This is a genomic window from Streptomyces sp. SID9727, from assembly GCF_010550605.1.
Classification (GTDB): domain Bacteria; phylum Actinomycetota; class Actinomycetes; order Streptomycetales; family Streptomycetaceae; genus Streptomyces.
Genome location: NZ_JAAGNI010000114.1, coordinates 14,007 through 38,133, shown reverse-complemented (window position 1 = coordinate 38,133; position 24,127 = coordinate 14,007). Strand labels below are relative to the sequence as shown.

Genomic DNA, 24,127 nt, shown 5'->3' with positions numbered 1-24,127 from the left:
GCCGCGGCCAGCCGGCGCTCCAGCTCGGGGGCGGGCGGCGCGTCGTGGTCCAGGTGGACGGCGATCAGCTCGGTGGCGGGCCCGATCGCCTCGACGGCCCGCAGCCGCGCCACCGCGTCGGGCCGCCCGACGACGTCCCCGGCGACCAGGTCGTACGGCTGCGCCACGGGGTCCGTCAGCCCGGCCGGTGCGCCGCCGGGCGGGAGGTACAGCAGCCGGGCGCCCTCCGGCGAGGTGACCTCGTATCCGGTACCGGGCGCGTCCATCGGCACGGCCCGCACCCGGTGCCCGCTGATCAGCGTCAGTACCCTGCCGTCAGGCACCCGGCCCGCCGGAGGCAGCCCGGCGGGCAGCTCGACGGCCGGTCCGTCGTGCGGGTGGGTCAGGAGGACCTGGCGTACGCCGGTGAGCGAGTGGCCGGCGCGGGCGGCGGCGAACACCGCCCCCGGCGTGAGGTCGAGCAGCAGCGCGTCGTCGACCAGGAGGGCGGTCGCGGCCCGGCTGCCGGCTCCGCGGGCGAGGGCGCAGGCGGCGCAGGGGCAGTCGGGCCGCGGCAGCCCGTCGGGGGCTCCGGTGCCGAGCAGAGTCAGTTCCACGTTCCGATCCTCCCGCGTCGGTGCGCGGGTTGCGCGACGTGGGGGCGAAGATCCGCCGGACAGGCCCCGGAGCCCCTTCCCTTGCTGGTGGGAAGCACTAGGCTGCCGAGCGGAACGACATACCCAGGAGGCGGACATGGCGTGGACGTGGCGGTTCGAGAAGTCCGACGGTACGGAGACGGAGCCGGCCCTGCGGCCGGAGGAGTTCACGACCCAGGGCGACGCGGAGTCCTGGATCGGTGAGTACTGGAAGGAACTCCTGGACGGCGGGGCGGACCAGGTCACGCTCTTCGACGACGGGACGAAGATCTACGGCCCGATGAGCCTCCAGGCGGACGCGGCCGGCTGACGGCACACGGCTGCCGCCGGGCGGGCCCCACGGACTCACCCGGCGGCAGCGGCCTCCGTACGCTCAGATCTCGCCGAGCGTGACCTCGGTCGTCTTCTGCGAGTTTCCGCGCGTGTACGCCACCCTCGCCTTCTGGCCCGGCTTGTGGCCGGCCAGTGCCTCGGAGAGCGAGGTGATCGTGGTGACCTTCGTGTCGTCCACCTTCACGATGATGTCGCCGGCCCGCAGCCCCGCCTCGTCGGCCGCGCCGCCCTTCTGCACACTGACGATCGCCACCCCCGCCGGCCGGTAGTCGTCGTTGACGACCGTGCGGCCGGTGATGTCGAGCGCGGCCCGGCCCGAGTCGGTGACCTTGCCGTTCTTGATGATCTGGTCCGCGACCGTCCGCACCATCGAGGCCGGGATGGCGAAGCCGATCCCGGGCGCCGCGCTGTCGCCCATCTGGGGGTCGGAGGCGGCGAGCGTCGGGATGCCGATGACCTGGCTGTCCAGGTTCACCAGGGCCCCGCCGCTGTTGCCCGGGTTGATGGCCGCCGAGGTCTGCACCATGTTGGCGATGGTCGCTCCGGTGCCGCCGCCCGAGCGGCTCTCGCTCACGGTCCGGCCGAGGGCCGAGACGATGCCCTGGGTGACGCTGCTGGACAGGCCGAGCGGCGAGCCCATCGCCAGCACGATCTGCCCGACCGCGACCTTCTCCGAGTCGCCGAACTTCGCGGGCCGCAGTCCGTCGGGCACGTCGTCCAGCTTGATGACGGCCAGGTCCTGCTCGGGGTAGGCGGCGACCAGCGACGCCTTCAGTACCTTCTCGCCGGTGGCCACCGTGACCTTGAAGGTCTTCTCGTCGCCGACGACGTGCGCGTTGGTGACGACATGGCCCTCGGCGTCGTAGACGACACCGGAGCCGAGGCTCTCGGAGGCGTCGATCTGCACGACCGACGGCAGCACGTTGTTGATGACGGACTGGTACTCGCTCTGCAGATCACCGGCGGCCCTGGAGGCCGGACCCGGCTGAGCCGATCCGGACGCCGTCGCGTCCGGTGCGGCGGAGGGGGTGTCCGATCCGGAGCAACCGCTCACCAGCGCGATCGCGCAGACACCCGCGGACAGGGGCAGCAACAGCCGGCGCGCACGACGGCGTGAGTCAATGGCATCCATGCCCGGATTATTACTTTTGCCCCGAAGGGCGGCCCGTTGAGCGCATCCAGAGGGGGCGACGGGCCGAGCCCGCACGCGGCGGGGCGACCGCCCGCCCATCCAGAGGGACGTGCCGCGCATGAAAGAGCCGGGCGGCCGAAAATCAAGCCCGTCCGGCGCTTGAGGACAAGAACGCCCACCCGGACGCCGCCACCGGGCCCATCGGGCCCCACTCAGCCCCGTACGCCGCACAGATGCAGCAGTGCCGCGACCCCGCGATACGGGTCCGTCCGCCCCGCCCGGTCCTCCGCCGCGAGCACCCGCTCCAGCTCCGCGGCCGGCGGCAGCTCCACGTCGTTGCTCACGTTGTCCGTGAAGAGCCGCACCCCGTACCAGGCGTGCAGCGGAGCCGCGATCGAGGCGAGCGTCGCCGTCAGCGCGTCCAGCCGGTCCGCCCGCACGGACAGGCCGAGCCGGTTGGTGTACCGGTCGGAGTCGAACGCCGCCAGGGCCCCGGCGAAGTCCCCGGCCATCCCCGGCCGCATCGCCAGCGCGTCGGCGTTCCGCACCAGCAGGGACAGCAGCCCGCCCGGCGCCAGCATCCGGGCCAGGCCCGCCACCATGGCGTCCGGCTCCTGGACGTACATCAGCACACCGTGGCAGAGGACCACGTCGAAGCTGCCGGGCAGGAAGTGGACCCCGGTGTCCTGGCCGTTGCCCTCGATGAGCCGCACCCGCTCGCGGATACCGGCCGGCTCGCCGCCCAGCGCCTCGCGGGCGGTCCGCAGCATCTCCGGGTCGGACTCCAGGCCGGTCACCGTGTGCCCGGCCCGGGCGAGCCGCAGCGCCTGGGTGCCCTGGCCCATGCCGACGTCCAGGATGCGCAGCCGTTGCCCGACCGGGAAGCGGGCCGCGATCTGCTCGTCCAGCTGCCGGGCGACCAGCTCCTGGCGCACGGTGTTGCGCAGGCCCGTCAGCCCTCTGATCCAGGCCGCCGAAGCCCCGCCGAAGCCGGTGACGGCACCGGCCGACCGGTCGGCGGGCACACCGCCGACCGGGCCGGACGGCTCGGTGCTCAGGGCCGCTCTCCGCGCTTGACCTGCGGCTTCGGCAGGCGGAGCCGCCGCATCTGGAGCGTGCGCATCAGACCGTAGGCGACCGCGCCGCGCTTGGGCGTGTCCGGGAACCGCGTGTTGAGCTGCTTGCGCAGACGGAGCGCGAGCCCGATCGAGTCGATCACGATCAGCACGATCACGATCAGCCAGAGCAGCAGCGAGATGTTCTGGATGCCCTGTACCTGGATCACGCTGAGAATCAGGATGACCACGGCGAGCGGCAGGAAGTACTCCGCGATGCAGAAGCGCGAGTCCACGAAGTCGCGGACGAAGCGGCGCACCGGCCCCTTGTCGCGCGCGGGCAGATAGCGCTCGTCGCCATTGGCGAGCGCTTCCCGCTGCTTGGCCATGTCCACGCGGCGCGCCTCACGCTGGCGCCTCGCGGCCTCCTTGCGGTCGAGCGGCGCGCCACTGGAGGCACGACGGCGCTGCGTCTGGGCCTCGCTGCGCTTCGGGGTGGGGCGACCCTTGGGGGCCTGCGGGTCGCGGGGCGTCTTGGAGAGGTCCGCCGTCACCTTGTCGGTGGGGGCCTTCTCTTCCTTGGAGCGGCTACGGAACACAAGGCCCAAGGGTACGGGGTCGCTCACGGATCTCCGCAGGCCGCCCGGGAACGATCCGGCAACGGACCGCGTCCTCGACCGTGTACGGGCGGGCGGTGCGGGCGCCACCTACTCCTTGGGCGGGAGTGGACCGGGAGCACAGTCGTCCTTGGGGAGGAGCCCATCGACGCCCGAACAGTGCGGTAATAGAGACAGGGCCCGTACTGTGGGTTCTGTTGGAGTGCTGGAGCCCAGTTGAGTCAGAAGGGGGCGCGCGAAGCCCATGAGCGGTGTCATGAAGCGTATGGGGATGATCTTCCGCGCGAAGGCAAACAAGGCCCTTGACCGGGCCGAGGATCCGCGCGAGACCCTTGATTACTCGTACCAGAAGCAGCTGGAGCTGCTTCAGAAGGTGCGTCGCGGAGTCGCCGACGTGGCGACCTCGCGCAAGCGGCTGGAGCTGCAGCTGAACCAGCTGCAGGGCCAGTCCTCGAAGCTGGAGGAGCAGGGCCGCAAGGCGCTCGCGCTCGGCCGCGAGGACCTGGCCCGCGAGGCGCTGTCGCGCCGCGCCGCCCTCCAGCAGCAGGTCACCGACCTGGAGACGCAGCACACCACACTGCAGGGCGAGGAGGAGAAGCTCACCCTCGCGGCCCAGCGCCTTCAGGCCAAGGTGGACGCCTTCCGGACGAAGAAGGAGACCATCAAGGCCACCTACACGGCGGCCCAGGCGCAGACCCGGATCGGGGAGGCGTTCTCCGGCATCTCCGAGGAGATGGGCGACGTCGGCCTGGCGATCCAGCGGGCCGAGGACAAGACGCAGCAGCTCCAGGCCCGCGCCGGCGCGATCGACGAGCTGCTGGCCTCCGGCGCCCTGGACGACCCGACAGGCACGGCGAAGGACGACATCGCCGCCGAGCTGGACCGGATCTCCGGTGGTACGGATGTGGAGCTGGAACTCCAGCGCATGAAGGCCGAGCTGGCCGGCGGCTCCTCCTCGCAGCAGGCGATCGAGGGCGGCCGTCAGGACGCCCAGCAGCAGAACAGCCAGGCGCACAAATTCGACAAGAACTGAGGCGGCGTCATGATCGTACGGATCATGGGGGAGGGCCAGGCGGTCCTGGCCGACAGCCATCTCGCCGAGCTCGACGAGCTCGACGACGCCCTGCTGGCCGAGATGGAGCGCGGTGACGGGCCCGGCTTCCGCACCACGCTCCACGCGCTCCTGGCCCGCGTGCGCGAACTCGGCACACCCTTGCCGGACGACACCCTGGAGCCGTCCGAACTGATCCTGCCGTCGCCGGACGCCACCCTCGAAGAGGTACGCGCCATGCTCAGCGACGACGGTCTGATCCCCGGCTGACGCCGACCGCTCTCCAGCACCCGCACCCGAGTGCCCCGCGCCCGTCCGACGGACGCGGGACACAGGCGCGTCCGGACCCGCCGCTTCCGGCCGGAACGGCCCGCGCGCGGCACGCCGTAACGTAGCCCGACGTGACCACCCTCGGAACCGGGGTCCTGCGCATCCGCGACTGGCTGCGCGGCCACCCCCTCGCGCTGGACGGCGCGCTCGCCCTGGGCGTGCTCGTGGCCATGGTCTTCGCGTCGTTCGTGGACCCCGGCGGGCACGACGGGCCCACCTTCGGCGCCCGCACACCCGCCGCGAGCAGCCTCCTGCTGATGCTGCTCAGCGCACTGGTCCTGATCCGGCGGCGCCGCGAACCGATGGCGGTGCTCGCCGCCACCGGGGCGCTGACCGTCGTGGAACTGGTCACCGCGGACCCGCCGACCCCCGTCGTGATGAGCGCCGTCATCGCGCTGTACACCGTCGCGGCCCGCACCGACCGGCCCACCACCTGGCGGGTCGGGCTGCTCACCATGGCCGCGCTCACCGCCGCCGCCATGCTCTTCGGGTCGCCGCCCTGGTACAGCCAGGAGAACCTGGGCGTCTTCGCCTGGACCGGGATGGCCGGGGCCGCGGGCGACGCGGTGCGCTCCCGGCGCGCCTTCGTCGACGCGATCCGGGAGCGCGCCGAACGGGCCGAACGGACCCGCGAGGAGGAGGCCCGCCGCCGGGTCGCCGAGGAGCGGCTGCGCATCGCGCGCGACCTGCACGATGTCGTCGCCCACCACATCGCCCTGGTCAACGTGCAGGCCGGGGTCGCCGCCCACGTCATGGACAAGCGCCCCGACCAGGCGAAACAGGCCCTCGCCCACGTCCGCGAGGCGAGCCGGTCCGCGCTCAACGAGCTACGGGCCACCGTCGGCCTGCTCCGCCAGTCCGGCGACCCGGAGGCCCCCACCGAACCGGCCCCCGGCCTCGCGGTCCTGGACCAGCTCGTGGAGAGCGTCCGCCAGGCGGGGCTGCCCGTCGAGGTGGCCTGCGCCGCCGGGGGCGAGCCGCCGCTGCCGTCGGCCGTCGACCTGGCCGCGTACCGGGTGATCCAGGAGGCGCTGACCAATGTCCGCAAGCACGCGGGCCCGGGCGCCAAGGCCGAGGTGAGCGTCGTGCGCGTCGGCGCCACGGCCGAGGTCATGGTCCTGGACAACGGCCGCGGGAACGCCGGAGGCGCCGACTCCGCCACCGGCGGCGGCCACGGCCTGCTCGGGATGCGCGAACGCGTCACCGCCCTGGGCGGCACCCTCACGGCCGGTCCCCGCTACGGGGGCGGGTTCCGCGTCCATGCGATCCTGCCCGTCGAGGCCCGCGCGCAGGAGCCCGGGCGACCGGGCGCGGTGGGCCGGACGGGGGAGAACGCATGACACCGGCCATCAAGGTCCTGCTCGCCGACGACCAGGCGCTGCTGCGCAGCGCGTTCCGGGTGCTGGTCGACTCGGAGCCCGACATGCGGGTGGTGGGCGAGGCGGCGGACGGGGCGCAGGCCGTGGAGGCCGCCCGCGCCGAGCGGCCCGACGTCGTGCTGATGGACATCCGGATGCCCGGCACGGACGGACTCACCGCGACCCGCATGATCAGCGCCGACCCGGAGCTCGCGGACGTCCGCGTGGTCATGCTCACCACCTTCGAGGTGGACGAGTACGTGGTGCAGTCGCTGCGCGCCGGGGCCTCGGGCTTCCTGGGCAAGGGCGCCGAGCCGGACGAACTCCTCAACGCGATCCGGATCGCCGCGGGGGGCGAGGCGCTGCTGTCGCCGGCCGCGACCAAGGGCCTGATCGCCACGTTCCTCGCGCAGGGCGGCGGCGGGGCGGGCGAGGGACCGGGGGCGGCCGCGTACGCGGAGCGGCTGGCGGCCCTCACCACCCGGGAGCGCGAGGTGCTGGTCCTGGTCGCGGGCGGCCTGTCCAACGACGAGATCGCGGAACGCCTGGTCGTCAGCCCACTGACCGTCAAGACCCATGTGAACCGGGCGATGGCGAAGCTGGGCGCCCGGGACCGCGCACAACTGGTGGTAATCGCGTACGAATCGGGCCTGGTGCGCCCACGGGTGGAGTGAGGTGCAGCCGGGGCGTACTCCACCTGCGGTATGCGGGGCGTGAGAAAGCGACCCTGGGGCCGAGGACTTTCGTCCCGGGCATCGGCGATCGTATAGGTGGGCGGGATCTGTCCCCCGGGGCACGCCCCGGCATCCCGCCCGCCTGCCGCGTAAGCCACAGAAAGAGACCCACCCATGTCCTGGCTGTCCAGATTCAGCCTCGCGCAAAGGGCCCTGATCGGTCTGATCTCGATTGTCGCGCTCGTCTTCGGAGCGATCGCGATCCCGCAGCTCAAGCAGCAGCTGCTGCCCACCATCGAACTGCCGATGGTGTCGGTGCTCGCCCCCTACCAGGGTGCGTCCCCCGATGTGGTCGAGAAGCAGGTCGTCGAACCGCTCGAGAACTCCATCAAGGCCGTCGACGGCGTCACCGGCATCACGTCCAAGGCCAGCGAGGGCAACGCCGTCATCATGGCGACCTTCGACTTCGGTGACGAGGGCACCAAGCAGCTCGTCGCCGACATCCAGCAGGCCGTCAACCGGTCCCGCATCCAGCTGCCCGACGACGTCGACCCGCAGGTCATCGCCGGTTCGACGGACGACATCCCGACGGTCGTCCTCGCCGTCACCTCGGACAAGGACCAGCAGGCGCTGGCCGACCAGCTCGACCGCACCGTCGTCCCCGCCCTGGAGGACATCGACGGCGTCGGGCAGGTCTCCGTCGACGGTGTGCGCGACATCCAGGTCACGGTCACCCCGGACGACAAGAAGCTCGCCGCGGCCGGTCTCAACGCCACCGCCCTCTCCCAGGCCCTCCAGGCGGGCGGCGCCACCGTTCCGGCCGGCGCCTTCTCGGAGTCCGGCAAGAGCCGCACCATCCAGGTCGGCGGCGCCTTCACCACGCTCAAGCAGATCGAAAACCTTCGGGTCGGCGGTCAGAACCCGGCCACGGGCAAGCCCGGCAAGCCGGTCCGCCTCGGTGACATCGCGACGGTGAAGCAGGAGGCCGCCACCGCGGACTCCATCACCCGCACCAACGGCCGCCCGAGCCTCGCCGTCATGGCGACGATGGACAAGGACGGCAGCGCCGTCGCCATCTCGGACGCCGTCAAGGACAAGCTCCCGGACCTGCGCCAGGACCTCGGCTCCGGCGCCGAGCTGACCGTCGTCTCGGACCAGGGCCCGGCCGTCTCCAAGGCGATCTCCGGCCTGACCACCGAGGGCGCGCTCGGCCTGGTCTTCGCGGTCATCGTGATCCTGGTCTTCCTGGCCTCGCTGCGCTCCACCCTGGTCACCGCGGTCTCCATCCCGCTCTCCGTGGTCCTCGCGCTGATCGTGCTCTGGACCCGCGACCTGTCGCTCAACATGCTGACGCTGGGCGCGCTCACCATCGCGATCGGCCGGGTCGTGGACGACTCGATCGTCGTCCTGGAGAACATCAAGCGCCACCTCGGCTACGGCGAGGAGCGCCAGTCGGCGATCATCACCGCGGTCAAGGAGGTGGCCGGAGCGGTCACCTCGTCGACCCTCACCACCGTCGCCGTCTTCCTGCCGATCGGTCTCGTCGGCGGCATGGTCGGCGAGCTGTTCGGTTCGTTCTCGCTGACCGTCACCGCGGCCCTGCTGGCCTCGCTGCTGGTCTCGCTGACCGTGGTCCCCGTCCTGTCGTACTGGTTCCTGCGCGCCCCCAAGGGCACCGCCGAGGACCCGGAGAAGGCGCGGCGCGAGGCCGAGGAGAAGGAGGCGCGCAGCCGCCTGCAGCGGATCTACGTGCCGGTGCTGAGGTTCGCCACCCGGCGCCGTATCACCAGTGTCGTCATCGCCTTCGTCGTCCTCTTCGGCACCTTCGGCATGGCGCCCCTGCTGAAGACCAACTTCTTCGACCAGGGCGAGCAGGAAGTCCTGTCCATCAAGCAGAAGCTCGACCCGGGCACCAGCCTCGCGGCATCCGACGAGGCGGCGAAGAAGGTCGAGAAGCTCCTCGCCGACGACAAGGGCGTCAAGGACTACCAGGTCACCGTCGGCTCGTCCGGCTTCATGGCCGCCTTCGGTGGCGGCACCGGATCCAACCAGGCGTCCTACCAGGTCACCCTGAAGGACTCCGCCGAGTTCGAGGCCACCCAGGACCGCATCGAGAAGGGTCTCGCCAAGCTCGACGGCATCGGAGACACCACCATCAGCGCGGGCGACGGCTTCGGCAGCCAGGACCTGAGCGTCGTGGTGAAGGCCGCCGACGCGGACGCCCTGAAGAAGGCGTCCGAGCAGGTCCGCGCCGAGGTCGCCAAGCTCAAGGACGTCACCGACGTCCAGAGCGACCTGGCGCAGAGCGTCCCGCGGATCTCGGTGACGGCCAACGCGAAGGCCGCCGACGCCGGTTACACCCAGGCAACGCTCGGCGCGGCCGTCGCCGGAGCGGTGCGGGGCACCCCGTCCGGCAAGGCGATCATGGACGACACCGAGCGCGACGTCGTCGTGAAGTCGGCCCACCCGGCCACCACCATGCAGGAGCTGAAGGACCTTCCGCTCGGCAAGGTGAAGCTCGGCGCCATCGCCGACGTGAAGCTGGTCCCCGGACCGGTCTCCATGACCCGGATCGACGGCCAGCGCGCCGCGACCGTCACCGCCCGCCCCACCGGTGACAACACCGGCGCGGTCAGCACCACGCTCCAGACGAAGATCAAGGCCCTGGACCTCCCGGACGGCGCCACCGCCACCATCGGCGGTGTCTCCGAGGACCAGGACGACGCCTTCAAGAACCTGGGCCTGGCCATGCTGGCGGCCATCGCGATCGTCTTCATGCTGCTGGTCGCCACCTTCCGGTCGCTGATCCAGCCGCTGATCCTGCTGGTCTCCATCCCGTTCGCCGCCACCGGCGCGATCGGCCTGCTCGTCGTCACCGGCACCCCGATGGGGGTCCCGGCGATGATCGGCATGCTGATGCTGATCGGCATCGTGGTCACCAACGCCATCGTGCTGATCGACCTCATCAACCAGTACCGGTCCCAGGGCATGGGCGTGGTCGAAGCGGTCGTCGAGGGTGGCCGCCACCGTCTGCGCCCGATCCTCATGACGGCCCTGGCGACGATCTTCGCCCTGCTCCCGATGGCGCTCGGTGTGACCGGCGAGGGCGGCTTCATCTCGCAGCCGCTGGCCGTCGTCGTCATCGGCGGTCTGATCACCTCGACGCTGCTGACGCTCCTGCTGGTGCCGACGCTGTACGCGATGGTGGAGCTCCGCAAGGAGCGCCGCCGGGACAAGAAGGCGGCCAAGCGGGCCGCGAAGGCCGGCGTCCCGGCCCCGGCGGAGGCGCGGGAGTCCTCCGGCGAACCGGAGCCGACGCGGGCCTGATCCGCACAGTGACACCAGGGGCCCGGCCCGCACGCTCGTGCGGGCCGGGCCCCCGCACGTGCGCGGGTGTGGTCAGGCCGCCCCGCTGAGCGTCTTGATCATGCGGAGCCACAGCTCCCCGTACGGTTCGGCGTACCGCACACTGAGGCCCGCGACCTCCCGCACCAGCCGCCCCCGGATCTCCTCCGGAGCGCGCGGGACCAACTCGGCCAGCTCCTCCGGTTCGACGCCCTGGACGGCCCCCGAGAGGACCATGCTCACCTGCGCGTGGGCGAAGGAGGACAGCCGGTCCTCGAAGACCTGCCCCTCGATGGCGGCCGCGTGCATCAGGGAGGTGCCGTCACCGGCCTCCAACGCCCTGTCCACGTAAGCCTGGAGCGCGTCCCGGTCCTCCACCAGCCGGTAGGCGGCGTCCATCCCCTCCGCACGGGAGACATCGAGGAGGGCGACGTGCGACAGCGGGGTGTCCGGGGACGGCCGCACCTGGAGCAGGCGCGGGTGGTCCTGGAGATACGCCCGCGACTCGGCCCAGGAATCGCAGCCCACCCACTCGGTGAGCTGCCCCGAAAGGATCAGCGGATCGTAGGCGGAGGTCACGCCGTGGTCGAGGACGAACTCGCGGAGCGCGGCGTGCTGCCGCGCGGTGGCCGGGTCCAGGAGCGCCAGTTCTTCGAGCGCCGCCGCGGCCTCCTCGCTGCCGAGCGTGTCGGCGTACCGGGACCAGAGATCGCGCGACGCGGTCCAGTCGGGCGCGAACATCCAGGTGCCCACCGCCTCCAGCGTCGCGGCGGAGAGCGAGAGCCAGTCGGGCGCGGGGCCGTGCGTCTCCGCCTCCCAGGCCGCACGCACCGCCTCCCGGTCGCCGTGGGCGCGCAGCGCCCGCCGGGCCCGTACGGTCACCAGGTCCGGGCCGTCCTCCGGTTCGAGACCGGCGTCCCGCCCGAGGAACGACACGAGCGCGCGCACGCCCTCCGAGGGCAGCGGGTCGGGGCAGTCCAGCAGGAAGATGCTCCGCTCGACGCGGAGGCGCCGGGTGGTCAAGGGATGGACCTCCGCGAACTCGGTCGCGGTGGTCGCGTATGCCTCGGCCGCCGAGGCGTGGTCGCCGGTACGGGCGAGCGCGCGGGCCAGGTCCCCGACCGTGTGCGCCAGGTCGTCCGCGAAGGCGCGCGGGTTCTCCACGGCCAGGGCGCGGTACGCGGCGACCGCCTCCCGGGCCGGGTCCACGGCGCCTTCGGTGTCGTCGTTCATCCCGCGCAGCTTGGCGAGGTTCCGCAGGGCGAGCGCCAGCTCGGGGAGATGGGCGCCGCTCTGCTCCTCCGCGAGGAGGCGCCAGAGGTCCACCCCTTCGCGGGCGGCCGGCAGGGCCTTTGCCGGGCTGCCGGTGTCGGCGAGGTTCTGGGCCAGGGCACCGAGGGCTCCCGCGAGGGTGGGGCGCAGGCCGGGCGCTTCCGGGACGAGTTCACGCAGGAGCGCGACGGCCTCCCTCGCGACCGACAGCCCTTCGTCCGGCTCTCCGACCCGGTTCAGGTGGGCGGCGAGGTCGGCGAACGCGGTGGCCAGCTCCGGGCGGTGGACGGCGGGTTGCAGCACGGCGAGTTCCCGGCGGCAGGCGACCGTCTTCAGGCCCGCCGAGACCGCCCCCGACAGATCGCCCAGGCGTGCGCGGTGGTTGCCGACGGTGCGGAGGACCGCCGCGTACTCCGGGAGGAACGCCTCCCGGTCCTCGGCGACGAGGCGTTCGTAGAGCCCGGCGGCCTCCTCGGCGTGCGTCAGGGCCTCCGCGGGCTCCCCGTCGGCGGTCAGATGCGTCGCGAGGCCGCTGAGCATCGCGGCCAGCCCGGGGAGGCCGGCGGAGGGTGCGCTCTTGACGACTTCGCGCTGGAGCTGGATGGCCTGGCGCGCGAACAGGACCGCCGTGGTGCGGTCCCCGGTGGCGGCGGTCTTGTCGGCGATGGACGTCAGGGACCGGGCGAGATCCCCCCGGAAAACCTCCGGGTGCTCCTCGGAGAGCGCGGCGAACGTGCGCGCGGCCTCGCGTGCGTGGGCGAGCGCACCCTCGTGGTCCCCGGCGGCCGCGAGCCGGTCCGCCAGGGTGTGGAGTGCCGTGGCCAGTTCCTGCCGGTGCGCGGCGGCCGGGTCGCGCGCGGCGCGCTTCCGGCAGATCTCCACGGCCTCCCGCGCGGGCGCCACGGCTCCCGCGTGACCACTTCGCGCCGTTCCCACGGGCTCGCGCTCCCCGCTGTCGACCGTTCCCGCCTCATACGCCATCCCGGCGCCCCGCCTTTCCGCAACTCATGCCGCCGAAGAGGACAGCAGCCTAGGCACGGATGGGGCGCTCCGGGGCCGGTCCGGACAAACGTGGCTCTTTCCGGTGCTCGGGTGATAAAGAGACGGCCTGTCCCACACGCGCGTGTGGGACAGGCCGATGCGCTTTTCCAGAGCCCTACTTGAGGGACGAGACGAACCCGTTCCAGGCGGCGGTGTGGACGACGAGCGCGGGGCCCTGCGGGTTCTTGCTGTCGCGTACGGGGACGAGGCCGGGGAAGTCGTCGCTGATCTCGACGCATTCGCCCCCGTTGGAATTGCTGTAGCTGCTGCGGCGCCAGCGGGCGGAACTCAGCTCGGGGGAGTGAGTCATGGTCGGTAGTCCTCCATCGCGGTACGGATCAGTTCCGCCGACTCGGCCAGGGAGTGCGAGTTGGCGCGCAGTACGTCGTACTGCCGCCGCCACTTCTTCACCGCGTCCGGATCCTCGTAGAGATGACCGGCCTGGATGCTCTCCTCGTACGCCACCGAGGCGCCGTCGGGCAGGGTCAGTAGAGTCAGCGCGCCGCCCAGCAGCGAGTGGAGTCCCGCACTGAACGGCATCACTTGAACTTTACTGTCCGGAGTATCCACCTGCTCCAACAGCGAAGCCAGTTGCTGGTACATGCATGCGCGGCTGCCCATCTGCCGCCGTAGTACGGCCTCGTCGATCACAGCCCACCGAAACGGCGGATCTGCCGAGCGCTGCCGCTCCTGCCGGGCCATGCGTGCGGTGACACGCTCTTCGATGACTTCCTCGCTCAGGTCCTCCTGGCAGCGGAGAAACGTGCGCGCGTACTCCTCGGTCTGTAACAGGCCGGGCAACGCCTGCGCGCCGTACTGCTCTATGACCTCGGCGCGAGCCTCGAAGTCCATGTATCGCTTGTACTGGTCGGGGTGGATCTCGCGGCGGGCGAGCCCGTAGAGACCCGTGAAGTGCCGGTCCGTCCCGAAGGCGATGTCCAGGCAGCTGGGCATGTCCGGCGGGGGCATCAGTTCGGCCGTCTCGATCCGGGCGAGCGTGCTCTTGCTGGAGTTGACGATGTCCGCCAGCTGTACGAGGGACAGCTTGGCGCGTTCGCGATGGCGGCGTAGCTCCGAGCCGAAGTAGTGGCGCGCGGAGGTGAAGGGGGAGAGCGGCTGGGACCTGAACGTCATCGAGCGGGCCTTCCGTGTGTCCCGTGTTGAACGTCGGGACGCGGCGACCCTGTCGGGAGACCCGCCGCAGCGCGACGATTGCGCCACACACCGTAACCAGCGGGTGCGACCGGGGACCAGAGCGCTCCCCGAACGGAGGCGGAAGCGACATGATGTTCGATGCGCAGGGGAGCCCGATGCGGCTGCTCCCGTGGGTGGGCGACAGCGGGACGCCGTGCTACCTGAGCACCGACGACCCCGGCGGCCGGATGTCACGGCTGGCCGACGAGGTGGAGACGGACCTGCTGGACTCGGCGCGGTACGTGTTGCGCGAGGCGCGGGCGCTGCTCGCCGAAACGGGCGTGGGTACGCGCGAGTTGAGGTTCACCGGGGTCCGGCTGGTCGAGTCGTTGCAGGACGCCCTGCGGATCGCGGAGAGCCGGGGATACCGATTGGCTCCCGCCCTCCTTACGCCTGCGGAGGCCGAGGCAACCAGGGCGTGTGCGGCGGGCCCGGGGGCCGGTGCCAGCGGGACTTGAACCGCTGCCGGCTCAGGCGGCCCGCTCCGAGGCCGCCGCGCCGGTGTTCCGGGCGCGGCGGCCGTCCGTCCGGATGGGGGCGGCCGCTACGGCAGCGCCAGCATCCGCTCCAGCGCCAGCTTCGCGTACTTCTCCGTCTCCGGGTCCACCACGATCCGGTTGACCTGCTTGCCCTCGGCGAGGGACTCCAGGGTCCACACCAGGTGCGGCAGGTCGATGCGGTTCATCGTGGAGCAGAAGCAGACCGTCTTGTCGAGGAAGACGATCTCCTTGCCCTCGGGGGCGAAACGGTTCGCCAGGCGGCGGACGAGGTTCAGCTCGGTGCCGATCGCCCACTTCGAGCCGGCCGGGGCCGCCTCCAGGGCCTTGATGATGTACTCCGTCGAGCCGACGTAGTCCGCGGCGGCCACGACCTCGTGCTTGCACTCGGGGTGCACCAGTACGTTGACGCCCGGGATGCGCTCGCGCACGTCGTTGACCGACTCGACCGAGAAACGGCCGTGCACCGAGCAGTGGCCGCGCCACAGGATCATCTTCGCGTTCCGCAGCTCCTCGGCGGTCAGGCCGCCGTTCGGCTTGTGCGGGTTGTAGAGGACGCAGTCCTCCAGGGACATGCCCATGTCCCGCACGGCGGTGTTCCGGCCCAGGTGCTGGTCGGGCAGGAAGAGAACCTTCTCGCCCTGCTCGAAGGCCCATTCCAGGGCGCGCTTCGCGTTGGACGAGGTGCAGATCGTGCCGCCGTGGCGGCCGGTGAACGCCTTGATGTCGGCGGAGGAGTTCATGTACGAGACGGGCACGACCTGCTCGGCGACACCCGCCTCGGTCAGCACGTCCCAGCACTCGGCGACCTGCTCGGCGGTGGCCATGTCGGCCATCGAGCAGCCCGCCGCCAGGTCCGGCAGCACGACCTTCTGGTCGTCGGTGGTCAGGATGTCCGCCGACTCGGCCATGAAGTGCACACCGCAGAAGACGATGTACTCCGCCTCCGGGCGGGCCGCGGCGTCCCGGGCGAGCTTGAAGGAGTCGCCGGTCACGTCCGCGAACTGGATGACCTCGTCGCGCTGGTAGTGGTGACCCAGGACGAAGACCTTCTCGCCCAGCTTCTCCTTGGCCGCGCGGGCGCGTGCCACCAGGTCCGGGTCGGACGGGGAGGGCAGGTCGCCGGGGCACTCGACACCGCGCTCGCTCCTGGGGTCGGCGTCGCGGCCCAGCAGGAGCAGGGCGAGCGGCGTCGGCTGGACATCGAGATCCTGGACGGGGTGGGCCGTGGTCACGTCACGCACCCTTTCTTCTGCGGACTTCTCTGTGGAGAAAGCCTTTTCGTCTAATTGACGCTATCTATCATAGCCGCTTCACGTCACTTTGACGATGCCGAAAGCGTCAATGTGACGCATCCGCCCGCAGGACGGGTGTGCGAGCATGAAGGGAACAGGCAAGCGCTCGGCCCGGAATGAATCCGCGGCCCCGACGGTTGCAACGTCGGCAAGCAGTCTCCGTACAACCCGGGAGAGAAGCAGATGTCCGTATCGGACGAGACCACCACCGTGAGCGACGGCATCCTCCTGTCCGACGCCGCCGCAGCCAAGGTCAAGGCCCTGCTGGAGCAGGAAGGCCGTGACGACCTGGCGCTTCGCGTCGCCGTCCAGCCCGGCGGCTGCTCGGGCCTGCGCTACCAGCTCTTCTTCGACGAGCGCTCCCTCGACGGCGACGTCGTCAAGGACTTCGACGGCGTGAAGGTCGTCACCGACCGCATGAGCGCCCCGTACCTGGGCGGCGCCTCGGTCGACTTCGTCGACACCATCGAGAAGCAGGGCTTCACCATCGACAACCCGAACGCCACGGGTTCCTGCGCCTGCGGCGACTCCTTCAGCTGAGTCGCGCCACAGCGTCGAGGCGGCGGCCCCGGGACTCCGGTCCCGGGGCCGCCGCCTTTTTCACTGCGCCGTACGAGGAGGGCTCAGGCGCGCGGCACCACGGAGCCCGACGCCTCGTCCACGACCTTCCGGCCGTCCAGCGGCCGTTCCAGCGTGACCGTACGGGTCAGCTCCTTCGCGATCATCACGCAGACCTTGCCCGGCTCGGCCTTCTTCTCCTCCACGGTCACCCGGACCGCGTCCCCGTCCTCGCGCGCGCTCGCCGTGTAGGTGCTGCACACCCCGCCCCAGAACGTCACCGAGAGCGTCCGCCCGTCCGCGCCGTACGACTGGACCGCCCGGGCCTTCGTCGCGCCGTCGCCGTCCGGGGACGTGCCCGGCGCCGGCTCCCGCGTCAGGTACTCCGGGTCCACCGCCACCTGCGTGACCGTGTCACCGGTGCCCCCGGCCGGCTTCACCGAGAAGATCCAGGACGGTACGAGCAGCTGCTCGCCGCCCGTCGTGTGCACCGCCAGGCCGAAGACCGCCTTCTCCACCGTCACCGTCGTCGCGGGCCGCTCCGCACCGGTCTTCGCCCCGCAGCCGACCCCCTCGGACAGCGGCGCCGGCGAGGCGCACCCGCCGATCTCCGCGGCCGGCGGCTGCGCGGCGTTGAGCCGCTTCAGCGCCTCGTCCGCGCCGATCACCGGATAGGCGTCGCCCTTCTCCAGGGCCTTCAGCTTTCCGGAGCCCCCGGCCACCCGGCCGTCCGGGCCGACCTGGACGCCGGTCGCCCAGCCGTACGTGGGCAGCCCGTCCACCACCGGATCGGCGTTGACCACCCGGACCGAGCCCATGAGCTGGCGCGCGTCGAGCGCCGCGCCGTCCTGGCCCGTGGCCCTCAGCACCGGCGCGGCGGCGGCCTTCGCGGTCCTCTCGTCCACCGGCTGCCCGGAGCCGCCCGGGGCCACCGCGCAGACGGCCCCCTTCTTGCAGTTGTCCGTCCCGCCGGAGCCGTACCGGGTGAAGGTCCAGCTCCCCGGCGCCTGCTTGTTCACCCGCAGCACCGGACCCGAGCCGTCCCCGTCGGAGCCGACCTTCCACGACGTGGCCTCCGACCGCGGGGTGCCCGCCAGTCCGAGCGCCTTGGCCAGCCTGGCCACCTCGGCGGCCGTGACCGTGCCCCCGGCGCGCTGGACCGCGGCCTTCTCCGGCCCGTCCGGCAGCTTGCCGGACGCGCGGTAGACCAGCCGCCCGCCGTGCGGATCGGGCTCGCCGGGGGCGATGCCCTCCCGGGAGGGGGCGGTCGGCGGTCCGGCGTCGTCCAGGGCCAGGGGCGGGGGAGTCCCGCCACCGCCGGACGCCGTGCTCCGCGTGTCCTCGCCGCCGTCCGCCGCGGTCGCGGCCCAGTACGCGCCGCCGCCACCGGCCAGCAGGACGGCGGCCGCCACCGAGGCCGCGACCAGCGGGGAACGCCGCCGGGTGGTGGTCACGTCGTTGTCGGGTCGCTCGGTGCTCACCGGATCGCTCCTTCGCCTGCATCGCCGCCGTGCGCCCGGCCGGCGCACGGTCCGCCGCGTGGGGCGGACAGGGCTGGGACGGATCAGCGGGGCACCTGGTTCCCTAGGGCCTCTCTTCCATCGCTTCGATCAGCCGGGCGGAGGCGGGCGGCACGGAGACCCCGTGGATCAGGGCGGGCGCGACGCGGGTAGGGGTGATCCTCGCGGGAACCACCCAGTGCGGGGCCATCCGTGCGCAGTCTCCGCGCAGCTCGGCCAGACCTGTCTCGGACTCGCGCGGGGCGATGTGGTTCGGCATGAGGGCACCGTAGGCACCACGGCGCCCGCGAAGAAAGCCCTACTATCGGGTAGTTTTTCCGCTTCGGGGCCGGCGCGAGCGGGTAGCGTGAACTGTCACGTCACCCCTGGGACGCGGACATCCGTTCCCCTTCGACTCCGCAGGAGACGTCTCCCCGTGCGTATCGCAGTCACCGGCTCCATCGCCACCGACCACCTCATGACCTTCCCCGGCCGCTTCGCCGACCAGCTGGTCGCCGACCAGCTGCACACGGTCTCGCTCTCCTTCCTGGTCGACAACCTGGACGTACGCCGGGGAGGGGTCGCCGCCAACATCTGCTTCGGCATGGGCCTGCTCGGCACGAAGCCCATCCTGGTCGGAGCGGCCGGCTCCGACTTCGACGAGTACCGCGCCTGGCTCGAACGGCACGGCGTCGACACCAGCGGTGTACGGATCTCCGAGGTCCTGCACACCGCCCGCTTCGTCTGCACCACGGACGCCGACCACAACCAGATCGGCTCCTTCTACACCGGTGCCATGAGCGAGGCCCGCCTCATCGAGCTCAAGGCCGTCGCCGACCGCGTGGGCGGCCTCGACCTCGTCTCCATCGGCGCCGACGACCCGGAGGGCATGCTCCGCCACACGGAGGAGTGCCGTACGCGCGGCATCCCGTTCGCCGCCGACTTCTCGCAGCAGATCGCCCGCATGGACGGCGACGAGATCCGCATCCTCCTCGACGGCGCCACGTACCTCTTCTCGAACGAGTACGAGAAGGGGCTCATCGAGTCCAAGACCGGCTGGACCGACGAGGAGATCCTGGGCAAGGTCGGCCACCGGGTCACCACGCTCGGCGCCCAGGGCGTGCGCATCGAGCGGGCCGGCGAGGAGCCCATCGAGGTCGGCTGCCCCGAGGAGAACGTCAAGGCCGACCCGACCGGCGTCGGCGACGCCTTCCGGGCCGGGTTCCTCTCCGGTCTCGCCTGGGGTGTCGGCCTGGAGCGCGCGGCCCAGGTCGGCTGCATGCTCGCCACGCTCGTCATCGAGACCGTGGGCACCCAGGAGTACACCCTGCACCGCACCCACTTCATGGACCGCTTCACCAAGGCGTACGGCCACGAGGCCGCCGCCGAGGTCAGCGCGCACCTCGTCTGACGCGCCGCTCAGGAGAGCCGGCGGACCACATAGGCCACGCCGCGGTCCGCCGGCTCCTCGCCCACGTACTCCTGTTCCCGCATCGCACACCACGCCGGGATGTCCAGCCGGGCCGCCTCGTCGTCGGAGAGCACGGTCACCGTGGCGCCCACCGGCACCCCTCCGATCACCTTTGCGAGTTCGATCACCGGGATCGGGCACCGCTTGCCGAGCGCGTCGACCACCAGCGAGTCGTCCGGAGCGGGAGAGGGGGCCGCGGCGGCCGGCGCGTCCAGCTTCTCGCGCACCCCCGCGACCAGGCCCGGGAGCACCTCCAGGAAACGGTCGACGTCCTCGTCCGTGGTGCCCCGGGGGAGCGACACGCGGACGTTCCCCTCGGACAGGACGCCCATCGCCTTGAGCACATGGCTCGGTGTCAGCGTGCTGCTCGTACAGGACGATCCAGACGAGACGGAGAAACCGGCCCGGTCCAGCTCCCCGAGCAAGGTCTCCCCGTCGACATAGAGACAGGAGAAGGTCACCAGGTGCGGCAGCCGCCGCACCGGATCGCCGACCACTTCCACGTCGGGCACCAGTGCGGGCACCCGGGCCCGGATCCGGTCCACCAGGGCCCGCAGCCGGGCCGCCTCCGCGTCCGCTTCCGCCCGCACCGCGCGCAGGGACGCGGCCGCCGCGACGATCGCCGGCAGGTTCTCGAACCCCGGCGCCCGCCCCGACTCCCGCTCGTCCGCCGGCCCCTGGGGCGCGAACCGGACCCCCTTGCGCACCGCGAGCAGCCCGACCCCGGCCGGTCCGCCCCACTTGTGCGCGCTGCCCGCCAGCAGCGACCAGCCCTCCGGCACCGGGCCCCAGGCCAGCGACTGCGCGGCGTCCACCAGCAGCGGCACCCCGGCCGCCCGGCACAGCCCGGCCGCCTCGGCCACCGGCTGCTCGGTGCCCACCTCGTGGCTGGCGGACTGGAGGCAGGCCAGCGCGGTGTCCTCGGTCAGCGCCCGCCCGAACGTCTGTGCGTCCACCGCGCCGGTCCGCTCGACCGGCACCCGGGCGACCGTGCCGCCCCGGTCCTCGTGGTCCGCCGCCGCGTGGAGGACCGACGAGTGTTCGACCGCCGACACCACCAAACGGCGTCCGACACGCCGACGCCCGGCGAGCGCGCCGGAAATTCCGGAATACACCGCCCGGGTGCCCGACGAGGTGAACGCGAGCTCGTCGGCGCGGCACCCGACGGCCTCGGCGGCGGCCTCCCGGGCCGCGTCGAGCAGCAGCCGGGCGCGGCGCCCCTCGCGGTACAGCCGGGCCGGATCGGCCCAGCCCTCGTCCAGCGCGGCAAGCAGCGCCTGGCGGGCGACGGGGTGCAGGGGGGCGGCGGACGCCGCGTCGAAGTAGGGCACCCGGTCACGCTAACCGGGAGCGCCCCCGCCGCCCCTCACCGGCCGCTCCTCCAGGTGGAGGGGGCGTCAGATGGCGGCCGGAGGCGCGAATTCCACCCCTTCGGGGAGTCGGGCGGCGCGTTGGGCACCCTCCCCGCGCGACCCCAAATAGCGTCCAGTAGGGTTTGGTCCGCATAAACATCCAAACCCCTGCCCGCACCGGGCCGGCGACCGACCAGCGAGACGGCCGCGCCGACCGTGCGGGCGAGACTCTCGGGAAGGCGCTACGTGAGTCCCAACGGCTCCGACCGCTCGTCGCGGCGCCCGATGCGGCGGAAGCTGCCGCAGGTGCTGACTGCGGGCCTGATCCTGGCGACCGCCACCGGTTGCACGTACAAGGACTTCCCCCGCCTTGGTATGCCTACGCCGGTAACGGAAGAGGCCCCACGGATCCTTTCCCTCTGGCAGGGCTCGTGGGCGGCAGCGCTCGCCACGGGCGTGCTGGTCTGGGGCCTGATCCTGTGGAGCGTCATCTTCCACCGGCGCAGCCGCACCAAGGTGGAGGTACCTCCGCAGACCCGGTACAACATGCCCATCGAGGCGCTGTACACCGTGGTCCCCCTGATCATCGTCTCGGTGCTGTTCTACTTCACCGCCCGGGACGAGACGAAGCTCCTCACGCTCTCCCCGAAGCCCGCCCACACCATCAACGTGGTCGGCTACCAGTGGAGCTGGGGCTTCAACTACATCGAGAACGTGGACGGCTCCGCCGCCACGGGCAACGAGGTCCCCAAGGAGCTCGACGCCATCCCGAACAGGTTCCGCAAGGACTTCCCCAAGGGTGCGGACGGCGTCTACGACGTCGGCATCCCGGGGGACCGGAACCCGCAGACCGGCAACCCGGGGCCGACCCTCTGGCTGCCCAAGGGCGAGAAGGTCCGTTTCATTCTGACTTCGCGTGACGTCATCCACTCCTTCTGGGTGGTGCCGTTCCTCATGAAGCAGGACGTCATTCCGGGCCACACCAATGCCTTCGAGGTGACTCCCACCCAGGAGGGCACCTTCATGGGCAAGTGCGCCGAGCTCTGCGGCGTCGACCACTCCCGGATGCTCTTCAACGTCAAGGTCGTCTCCCCGGAGCGCTATCAGGCGCACCTCAAGGAGCTGGCGAAGAAGGGCCAGAAGGGCTACGTGCCGGCCGGCATCGAGCAGACTGACCCGGCCAGGAATGCGGAGACGAACAAACTGTGAGCATCCTCAACGAACCTCAGGGTGCCGCGGCAGCAGACGACTCGTACGAGGACGAGCTGCCGGTCCGGCGCAAGCAGCCGGGGAACGTCGTCATCAAGTGGCTGACCACCACTGACCACAAGACGATCGGCACGATGTACCTGGTCACATCGTTCGCCTTCTTCTGCATCGGCGGCCTGATGGCGCTCTTCATGCGCGCCGAGCTGGCCCGGCCGGGCACGCAGATCATGTCGAACGAGCAGTTCAACCAGGCGTTCACGATGCACGGCACGATCATGCTGCTGATGTTCGCGACGCCGCTGTTCGCCGGTTTCGCGAACTGGATCATGCCGCTGCAGATCGGCGCGCCCGACGTGGCGTTCCCGCGGCTGAACATGTTCGCGTACTGGCTGTACCTCTTCGGCTCGATCATCGCGGTGGCCGGCTTCATCACCCCGCAGGGTGCCGCCGACTTCGGGTGGTTCGCCTACTCCCCGCTCTCGGACGCCGTCCGTTCGCCGGGTGTCGGCGCCGACATGTGGATCATGGGTCTGGCCTTCTCCGGGTTCGGCACGATCCTCGGTTCGGTCAACTTCATCACCACGATCATCTGCATGCGCGCCCCCGGCATGACGATGTTCCGCATGCCGATCTTCACCTGGAACGTGCTGCTGACCGGTGTGCTGGTCCTGCTCGCCTTCCCGGTCCTGGCGGCCGCGCTGTTCGCCCTGGAGGCGGACCGTAAATTCGGTGCCCATGTATTCGACGCGGCCAATGGCGGCGCCTTGCTATGGCAACATCTCTTCTGGTTCTTCGGCCATCCAGAGGTGTACATCATCGCCTTGCCGTTCTTCGGGATCATTTCCGAAGTGATCCCTGTATTCAGCCGCAAGCCGATGTTCGGTTACATCGGCCTGGTGGCCGCGACGATCTCCATCGCCGGCCTCTCGGTGACCGTGTGGGCGCACCACATGTACGTCACCGGCGGTGTGCTCCTGCCGTTCTTCTCGTTCATGACGTTCCTCATCGCGGTGCCCACCGGGGTGAAGTTCTTCAACTGGATCGGCACGATGTGGAAGGGCTCCCTGTCCTTCGAGACACCGATGCTCTGGGCGATCGGCTTCCTGATCACCTTCACCTTCGGTGGTCTGACCGGCGTCATCCTGGCCTCGCCCCCGATGGACTTCCACGTCTCGGACTCGTACTTCGTGGTCGCGCACTTCCACTACGTCGTCTTCGGCACCGTGGTGTTCGCGATGTTCTCCGGCTTCCACTTCTGGTGGCCGAAGTTCACCGGCAAGATGCTGGACGAGCGGCTCGGCAAGATCACTTTCTGGACGCTGTTCGTGGGCTTCCACGGCACGTTCCTGGTGCAGCACTGGCTGGGTGCCGAGGGCATGCCGCGGCGTTACGCGGACTACCTCGCCGCGGACGGCTTCACCGCGCTGAACACCATCTCGACCATCTCCTCGTTCCTGCTCGGCCTGTCGATCCTGCCGTTCTTCTACAACGTCTGGAAGACCGCCAAGTACGGCAAGAAGATCGAGGTGGACGACCCGTGGGGCTACGGCCGTTCGCTGGAGTGGGCGACCTCCTGCCCGCCGCCGCGGCACAACTTCCTCACGCTGCCCCGTATCCGCTCCGAATCCCCGGCGTTCGACCTGCACCACCCGGAGATCACGGCGCTGGAGCAGCTGGACCACGCCTCCGAGGGTGACAAGGCCCTCGCCGGCGGCAAGGAGGCGGGCAAGTGAAGATCCAGGGCAAGATGTTCCTCGGTCTGGCGCTGTTCATCCTCGTCATGGCCGTCACGTACGGCGTGTGGTCGAAGGAGCCCGTCGGCACCACCGCGCTGGTCCTCGCGTTCGGTCTGAGCCTCATGATCGGCTTCTACCTGGCCTTCACGGCCCGGCGGGTCGACGCGATGGCGCAGGACAACAAGGAGGCCGACGTCGCGGACGAGGCCGGCGAGGTGGGGTTCTTCTCCCCGCACAGCTGGCAGCCGCTCTCGCTGGCGATCGGCGGTGCCTTCGGCTTCCTGGGCGTCGTCTTCGGCTGGTGGCTGCTGTTCTTCTCGGCGCCGCTGCTCCTGGTCGGCCTCTTCGGCTGGGTGTTCGAGTACTACCGCGGTGAGAACCGCACCCAGTGAGACCGGTCCGCCGGTAGCACACCGCTCCACCTGACGGGGGGCCGACACTTCGACAAGAAGTGGCCGGCCCCCCGTTTGCAG

Annotated in this window: 22 protein-coding genes and 1 pseudogene; 12 read left to right on the top strand and 11 right to left on the bottom strand. The window is 71.2% G+C overall.

Annotated features, from left to right (window positions below):
• Window positions 1-596 (bottom strand): annotated as a pseudogene (locus G3I41_RS07280) (adenosylcobinamide kinase/adenosylcobinamide phosphate guanyltransferase); the annotation flags it as partial.
• A 136-nt stretch (window positions 597-732) separates the two neighbouring features.
• Here G3I41_RS07280 and G3I41_RS07275 point away from each other — a divergent pair.
• On the top strand, window positions 733-945 hold the full coding sequence (locus G3I41_RS07275) for a hypothetical protein (protein WP_073863269.1): 213 nt from the start codon (window positions 733-735) through the stop codon (window positions 943-945).
• Between the two features lie 63 nt (window positions 946-1,008).
• On the opposite strand, the gene G3I41_RS07270 is transcribed toward G3I41_RS07275, so the two are convergent.
• The 3 genes from G3I41_RS07270 to G3I41_RS07260 all read right to left on the bottom strand — a co-directional run bounded on the left by G3I41_RS07270 (window position 1,009) and on the right by G3I41_RS07260 (window position 3,754).
• Window positions 1,009-2,100 carry a trypsin-like peptidase domain-containing protein gene (locus G3I41_RS07270; protein WP_164399474.1) on the bottom strand — a complete coding sequence of 364 codons (1,092 nt, stop codon included), beginning with the start codon at window positions 2,098-2,100 and terminating at the stop codon, window positions 1,009-1,011.
• A gap of 212 nt (window positions 2,101-2,312) precedes the next feature.
• The gene (locus tag G3I41_RS07265; protein WP_343242081.1) at window positions 2,313-3,065 is read right to left on the bottom strand and encodes a methyltransferase domain-containing protein; all 753 of its coding nucleotides are present in this window, start codon (window positions 3,063-3,065) and stop codon (window positions 2,313-2,315) included.
• A gap of 89 nt (window positions 3,066-3,154) precedes the next feature.
• Window positions 3,155-3,754 (bottom strand): DUF3043 domain-containing protein, encoded by a 600-nt coding sequence (locus G3I41_RS07260; protein WP_164399477.1) that lies wholly within the window; start codon window positions 3,752-3,754, stop codon window positions 3,155-3,157.
• A 274-nt stretch (window positions 3,755-4,028) separates the two neighbouring features.
• On the opposite strand from G3I41_RS07260, the gene G3I41_RS07255 reads away from it, so the two are divergent.
• The 5 genes from G3I41_RS07255 to G3I41_RS07235 all read left to right on the top strand — a co-directional run bounded on the left by G3I41_RS07255 (window position 4,029) and on the right by G3I41_RS07235 (window position 10,512).
• Window positions 4,029-4,805 carry a PspA/IM30 family protein gene (locus G3I41_RS07255; RefSeq protein ID WP_164399473.1) on the top strand — a complete coding sequence of 259 codons (777 nt, stop codon included), beginning with the start codon at window positions 4,029-4,031 and terminating at the stop codon, window positions 4,803-4,805.
• A gap of 9 nt (window positions 4,806-4,814) precedes the next feature.
• Complete coding sequence (locus G3I41_RS07250) at window positions 4,815-5,093, top strand: hypothetical protein (RefSeq protein WP_164399472.1); 279 nt, start codon at window positions 4,815-4,817, stop codon at window positions 5,091-5,093.
• A 131-nt stretch (window positions 5,094-5,224) separates the two neighbouring features.
• A complete protein-coding gene (locus G3I41_RS07245; protein WP_164399471.1) occupies window positions 5,225-6,493 on the top strand; it encodes a sensor histidine kinase in 1,269 nt (422 codons plus the stop codon).
• Window positions 6,490-7,185 carry a response regulator transcription factor gene (locus tag G3I41_RS07240; protein ID WP_164399470.1) on the top strand — a complete coding sequence of 232 codons (696 nt, stop codon included), beginning with the start codon at window positions 6,490-6,492 and terminating at the stop codon, window positions 7,183-7,185. Before G3I41_RS07245 ends, G3I41_RS07240 begins: the two co-directional genes overlap by 4 nt.
• 174 nt (window positions 7,186-7,359) lie before the next feature.
• Entirely contained in the window at window positions 7,360-10,512 is a 3,153-nt protein-coding gene (locus G3I41_RS07235; protein WP_164399469.1) for an efflux RND transporter permease subunit, read from the top strand.
• A gap of 72 nt (window positions 10,513-10,584) precedes the next feature.
• Here G3I41_RS07235 and G3I41_RS07230 read toward each other — a convergent pair whose 3' ends face one another.
• The 3 genes from G3I41_RS07230 to G3I41_RS07220 form a co-directional block, all read right to left on the bottom strand.
• A complete protein-coding gene (locus G3I41_RS07230; RefSeq protein ID WP_343242079.1) occupies window positions 10,585-12,705 on the bottom strand; it encodes a tetratricopeptide repeat protein in 2,121 nt (706 codons plus the stop codon).
• 253 nt (window positions 12,706-12,958) lie between these two features.
• Window positions 12,959-13,153: a DUF397 domain-containing protein gene (locus tag G3I41_RS07225; protein WP_164399467.1), complete on the bottom strand. Its 195-nt coding sequence runs from the start codon at window positions 13,151-13,153 to the stop codon at window positions 12,959-12,961.
• The gene (locus G3I41_RS07220) at window positions 13,150-13,977 is read right to left on the bottom strand and encodes a helix-turn-helix transcriptional regulator (RefSeq protein WP_164399466.1); all 828 of its coding nucleotides are present in this window, start codon (window positions 13,975-13,977) and stop codon (window positions 13,150-13,152) included. The genes G3I41_RS07225 and G3I41_RS07220 overlap by 4 nt, the downstream gene beginning before the upstream one ends.
• A 149-nt stretch (window positions 13,978-14,126) precedes the next feature.
• Between G3I41_RS07220 and G3I41_RS07215 the strand changes: the two genes are divergently transcribed.
• Window positions 14,127-14,495 carry a hypothetical protein gene (locus G3I41_RS07215; protein ID WP_164399465.1) on the top strand — a complete coding sequence of 123 codons (369 nt, stop codon included), beginning with the start codon at window positions 14,127-14,129 and terminating at the stop codon, window positions 14,493-14,495.
• An 86-nt stretch (window positions 14,496-14,581) separates the two neighbouring features.
• On the opposite strand, the gene nadA is transcribed toward G3I41_RS07215, so the two are convergent.
• The gene (nadA, locus tag G3I41_RS07210) at window positions 14,582-15,769 is read right to left on the bottom strand and encodes a quinolinate synthase NadA (RefSeq protein ID WP_164399464.1); all 1,188 of its coding nucleotides are present in this window, start codon (window positions 15,767-15,769) and stop codon (window positions 14,582-14,584) included.
• A 243-nt stretch (window positions 15,770-16,012) separates the two neighbouring features.
• Here nadA and G3I41_RS07205 point away from each other — a divergent pair, with 243 nt between their 5' ends.
• On the top strand, window positions 16,013-16,369 hold the full coding sequence (locus tag G3I41_RS07205; protein WP_018103583.1) for an iron-sulfur cluster assembly accessory protein: 357 nt from the start codon (window positions 16,013-16,015) through the stop codon (window positions 16,367-16,369).
• 83 nt (window positions 16,370-16,452) lie between these two features.
• Here the strand turns inward: G3I41_RS07205 and G3I41_RS07200 are convergent, their stop codons facing one another.
• The gene (locus G3I41_RS07200; protein ID WP_164399463.1) at window positions 16,453-17,868 is read right to left on the bottom strand and encodes a hypothetical protein; all 1,416 of its coding nucleotides are present in this window, start codon (window positions 17,866-17,868) and stop codon (window positions 16,453-16,455) included.
• A gap of 103 nt (window positions 17,869-17,971) precedes the next feature.
• Window positions 17,972-18,166 (bottom strand): hypothetical protein, encoded by a 195-nt coding sequence (locus G3I41_RS07195; protein ID WP_164399462.1) that lies wholly within the window; start codon window positions 18,164-18,166, stop codon window positions 17,972-17,974.
• Window positions 18,167-18,322: 156 nt separating this feature from the next.
• On the opposite strand from G3I41_RS07195, the gene G3I41_RS07190 reads away from it, so the two are divergent.
• Window positions 18,323-19,297, top strand: a complete 975-nt coding sequence (locus G3I41_RS07190; RefSeq protein ID WP_164399461.1) for a carbohydrate kinase family protein — start codon at window positions 18,323-18,325, stop codon at window positions 19,295-19,297.
• A gap of 8 nt (window positions 19,298-19,305) precedes the next feature.
• Here G3I41_RS07190 and G3I41_RS07185 read toward each other — a convergent pair whose 3' ends face one another.
• Window positions 19,306-20,688 carry a cysteine desulfurase/sulfurtransferase TusA family protein gene (locus G3I41_RS07185; protein ID WP_164399460.1) on the bottom strand — a complete coding sequence of 461 codons (1,383 nt, stop codon included), beginning with the start codon at window positions 20,686-20,688 and terminating at the stop codon, window positions 19,306-19,308.
• Between the two features lie 267 nt (window positions 20,689-20,955).
• On the opposite strand from G3I41_RS07185, the gene coxB reads away from it, so the two are divergent.
• From coxB to G3I41_RS07170, 3 genes are read left to right on the top strand one after another with little or no spacing between them, the layout of a single operon-like run.
• Window positions 20,956-21,918, top strand: a complete 963-nt coding sequence (coxB, locus tag G3I41_RS07180) for a cytochrome c oxidase subunit II (RefSeq protein WP_164399459.1) — start codon at window positions 20,956-20,958, stop codon at window positions 21,916-21,918.
• Window positions 21,915-23,651, top strand: a complete 1,737-nt coding sequence (gene ctaD, locus G3I41_RS07175) for a cytochrome c oxidase subunit I (protein ID WP_073968135.1) — start codon at window positions 21,915-21,917, stop codon at window positions 23,649-23,651. Before coxB ends, ctaD begins: the two co-directional genes overlap by 4 nt.
• Window positions 23,648-24,046, top strand: a complete 399-nt coding sequence (locus G3I41_RS07170) for a cytochrome c oxidase subunit 4 (protein WP_164399458.1) — start codon at window positions 23,648-23,650, stop codon at window positions 24,044-24,046. The genes ctaD and G3I41_RS07170 overlap by 4 nt, the downstream gene beginning before the upstream one ends.
• Window positions 24,047-24,127 lie beyond the last annotated feature (81 nt).

Bases quoted from the DNA above. Each gene is read 5' to 3' on its own strand.
- G3I41_RS07275 (WP_073863269.1), top strand. From the start codon at position 733: ATGGCGTGGACGTGGCGGTTCGAGAAGTCCGACGGTACGGAGACGGAG.
- G3I41_RS07270 (WP_164399474.1), bottom strand. From the start codon at position 2,100: ATGGATGCCATTGACTCACGCCGTCGTGCGCGCCGGCTGTTGCTGCCC.
- G3I41_RS07255 (WP_164399473.1), top strand. From the start codon at position 4,029: ATGAAGCGTATGGGGATGATCTTCCGCGCGAAGGCAAACAAGGCCCTT.
- G3I41_RS07250 (WP_164399472.1), top strand. From the start codon at position 4,815: ATGATCGTACGGATCATGGGGGAGGGCCAGGCGGTCCTGGCCGACAGC.
- G3I41_RS07240 (WP_164399470.1), top strand. From the start codon at position 6,490: ATGACACCGGCCATCAAGGTCCTGCTCGCCGACGACCAGGCGCTGCTG.
- G3I41_RS07235 (WP_164399469.1), top strand. From the start codon at position 7,360: ATGTCCTGGCTGTCCAGATTCAGCCTCGCGCAAAGGGCCCTGATCGGT.
- G3I41_RS07225 (WP_164399467.1), bottom strand. From the start codon at position 13,153: ATGACTCACTCCCCCGAGCTGAGTTCCGCCCGCTGGCGCCGCAGCAGC.
- G3I41_RS07220 (WP_164399466.1), bottom strand. From the start codon at position 13,977: ATGACGTTCAGGTCCCAGCCGCTCTCCCCCTTCACCTCCGCGCGCCAC.
- G3I41_RS07215 (WP_164399465.1), top strand. From the start codon at position 14,127: ATGATGTTCGATGCGCAGGGGAGCCCGATGCGGCTGCTCCCGTGGGTG.
- G3I41_RS07205 (WP_018103583.1), top strand. From the start codon at position 16,013: ATGTCCGTATCGGACGAGACCACCACCGTGAGCGACGGCATCCTCCTG.
- G3I41_RS07195 (WP_164399462.1), bottom strand. From the start codon at position 18,166: ATGCCGAACCACATCGCCCCGCGCGAGTCCGAGACAGGTCTGGCCGAG.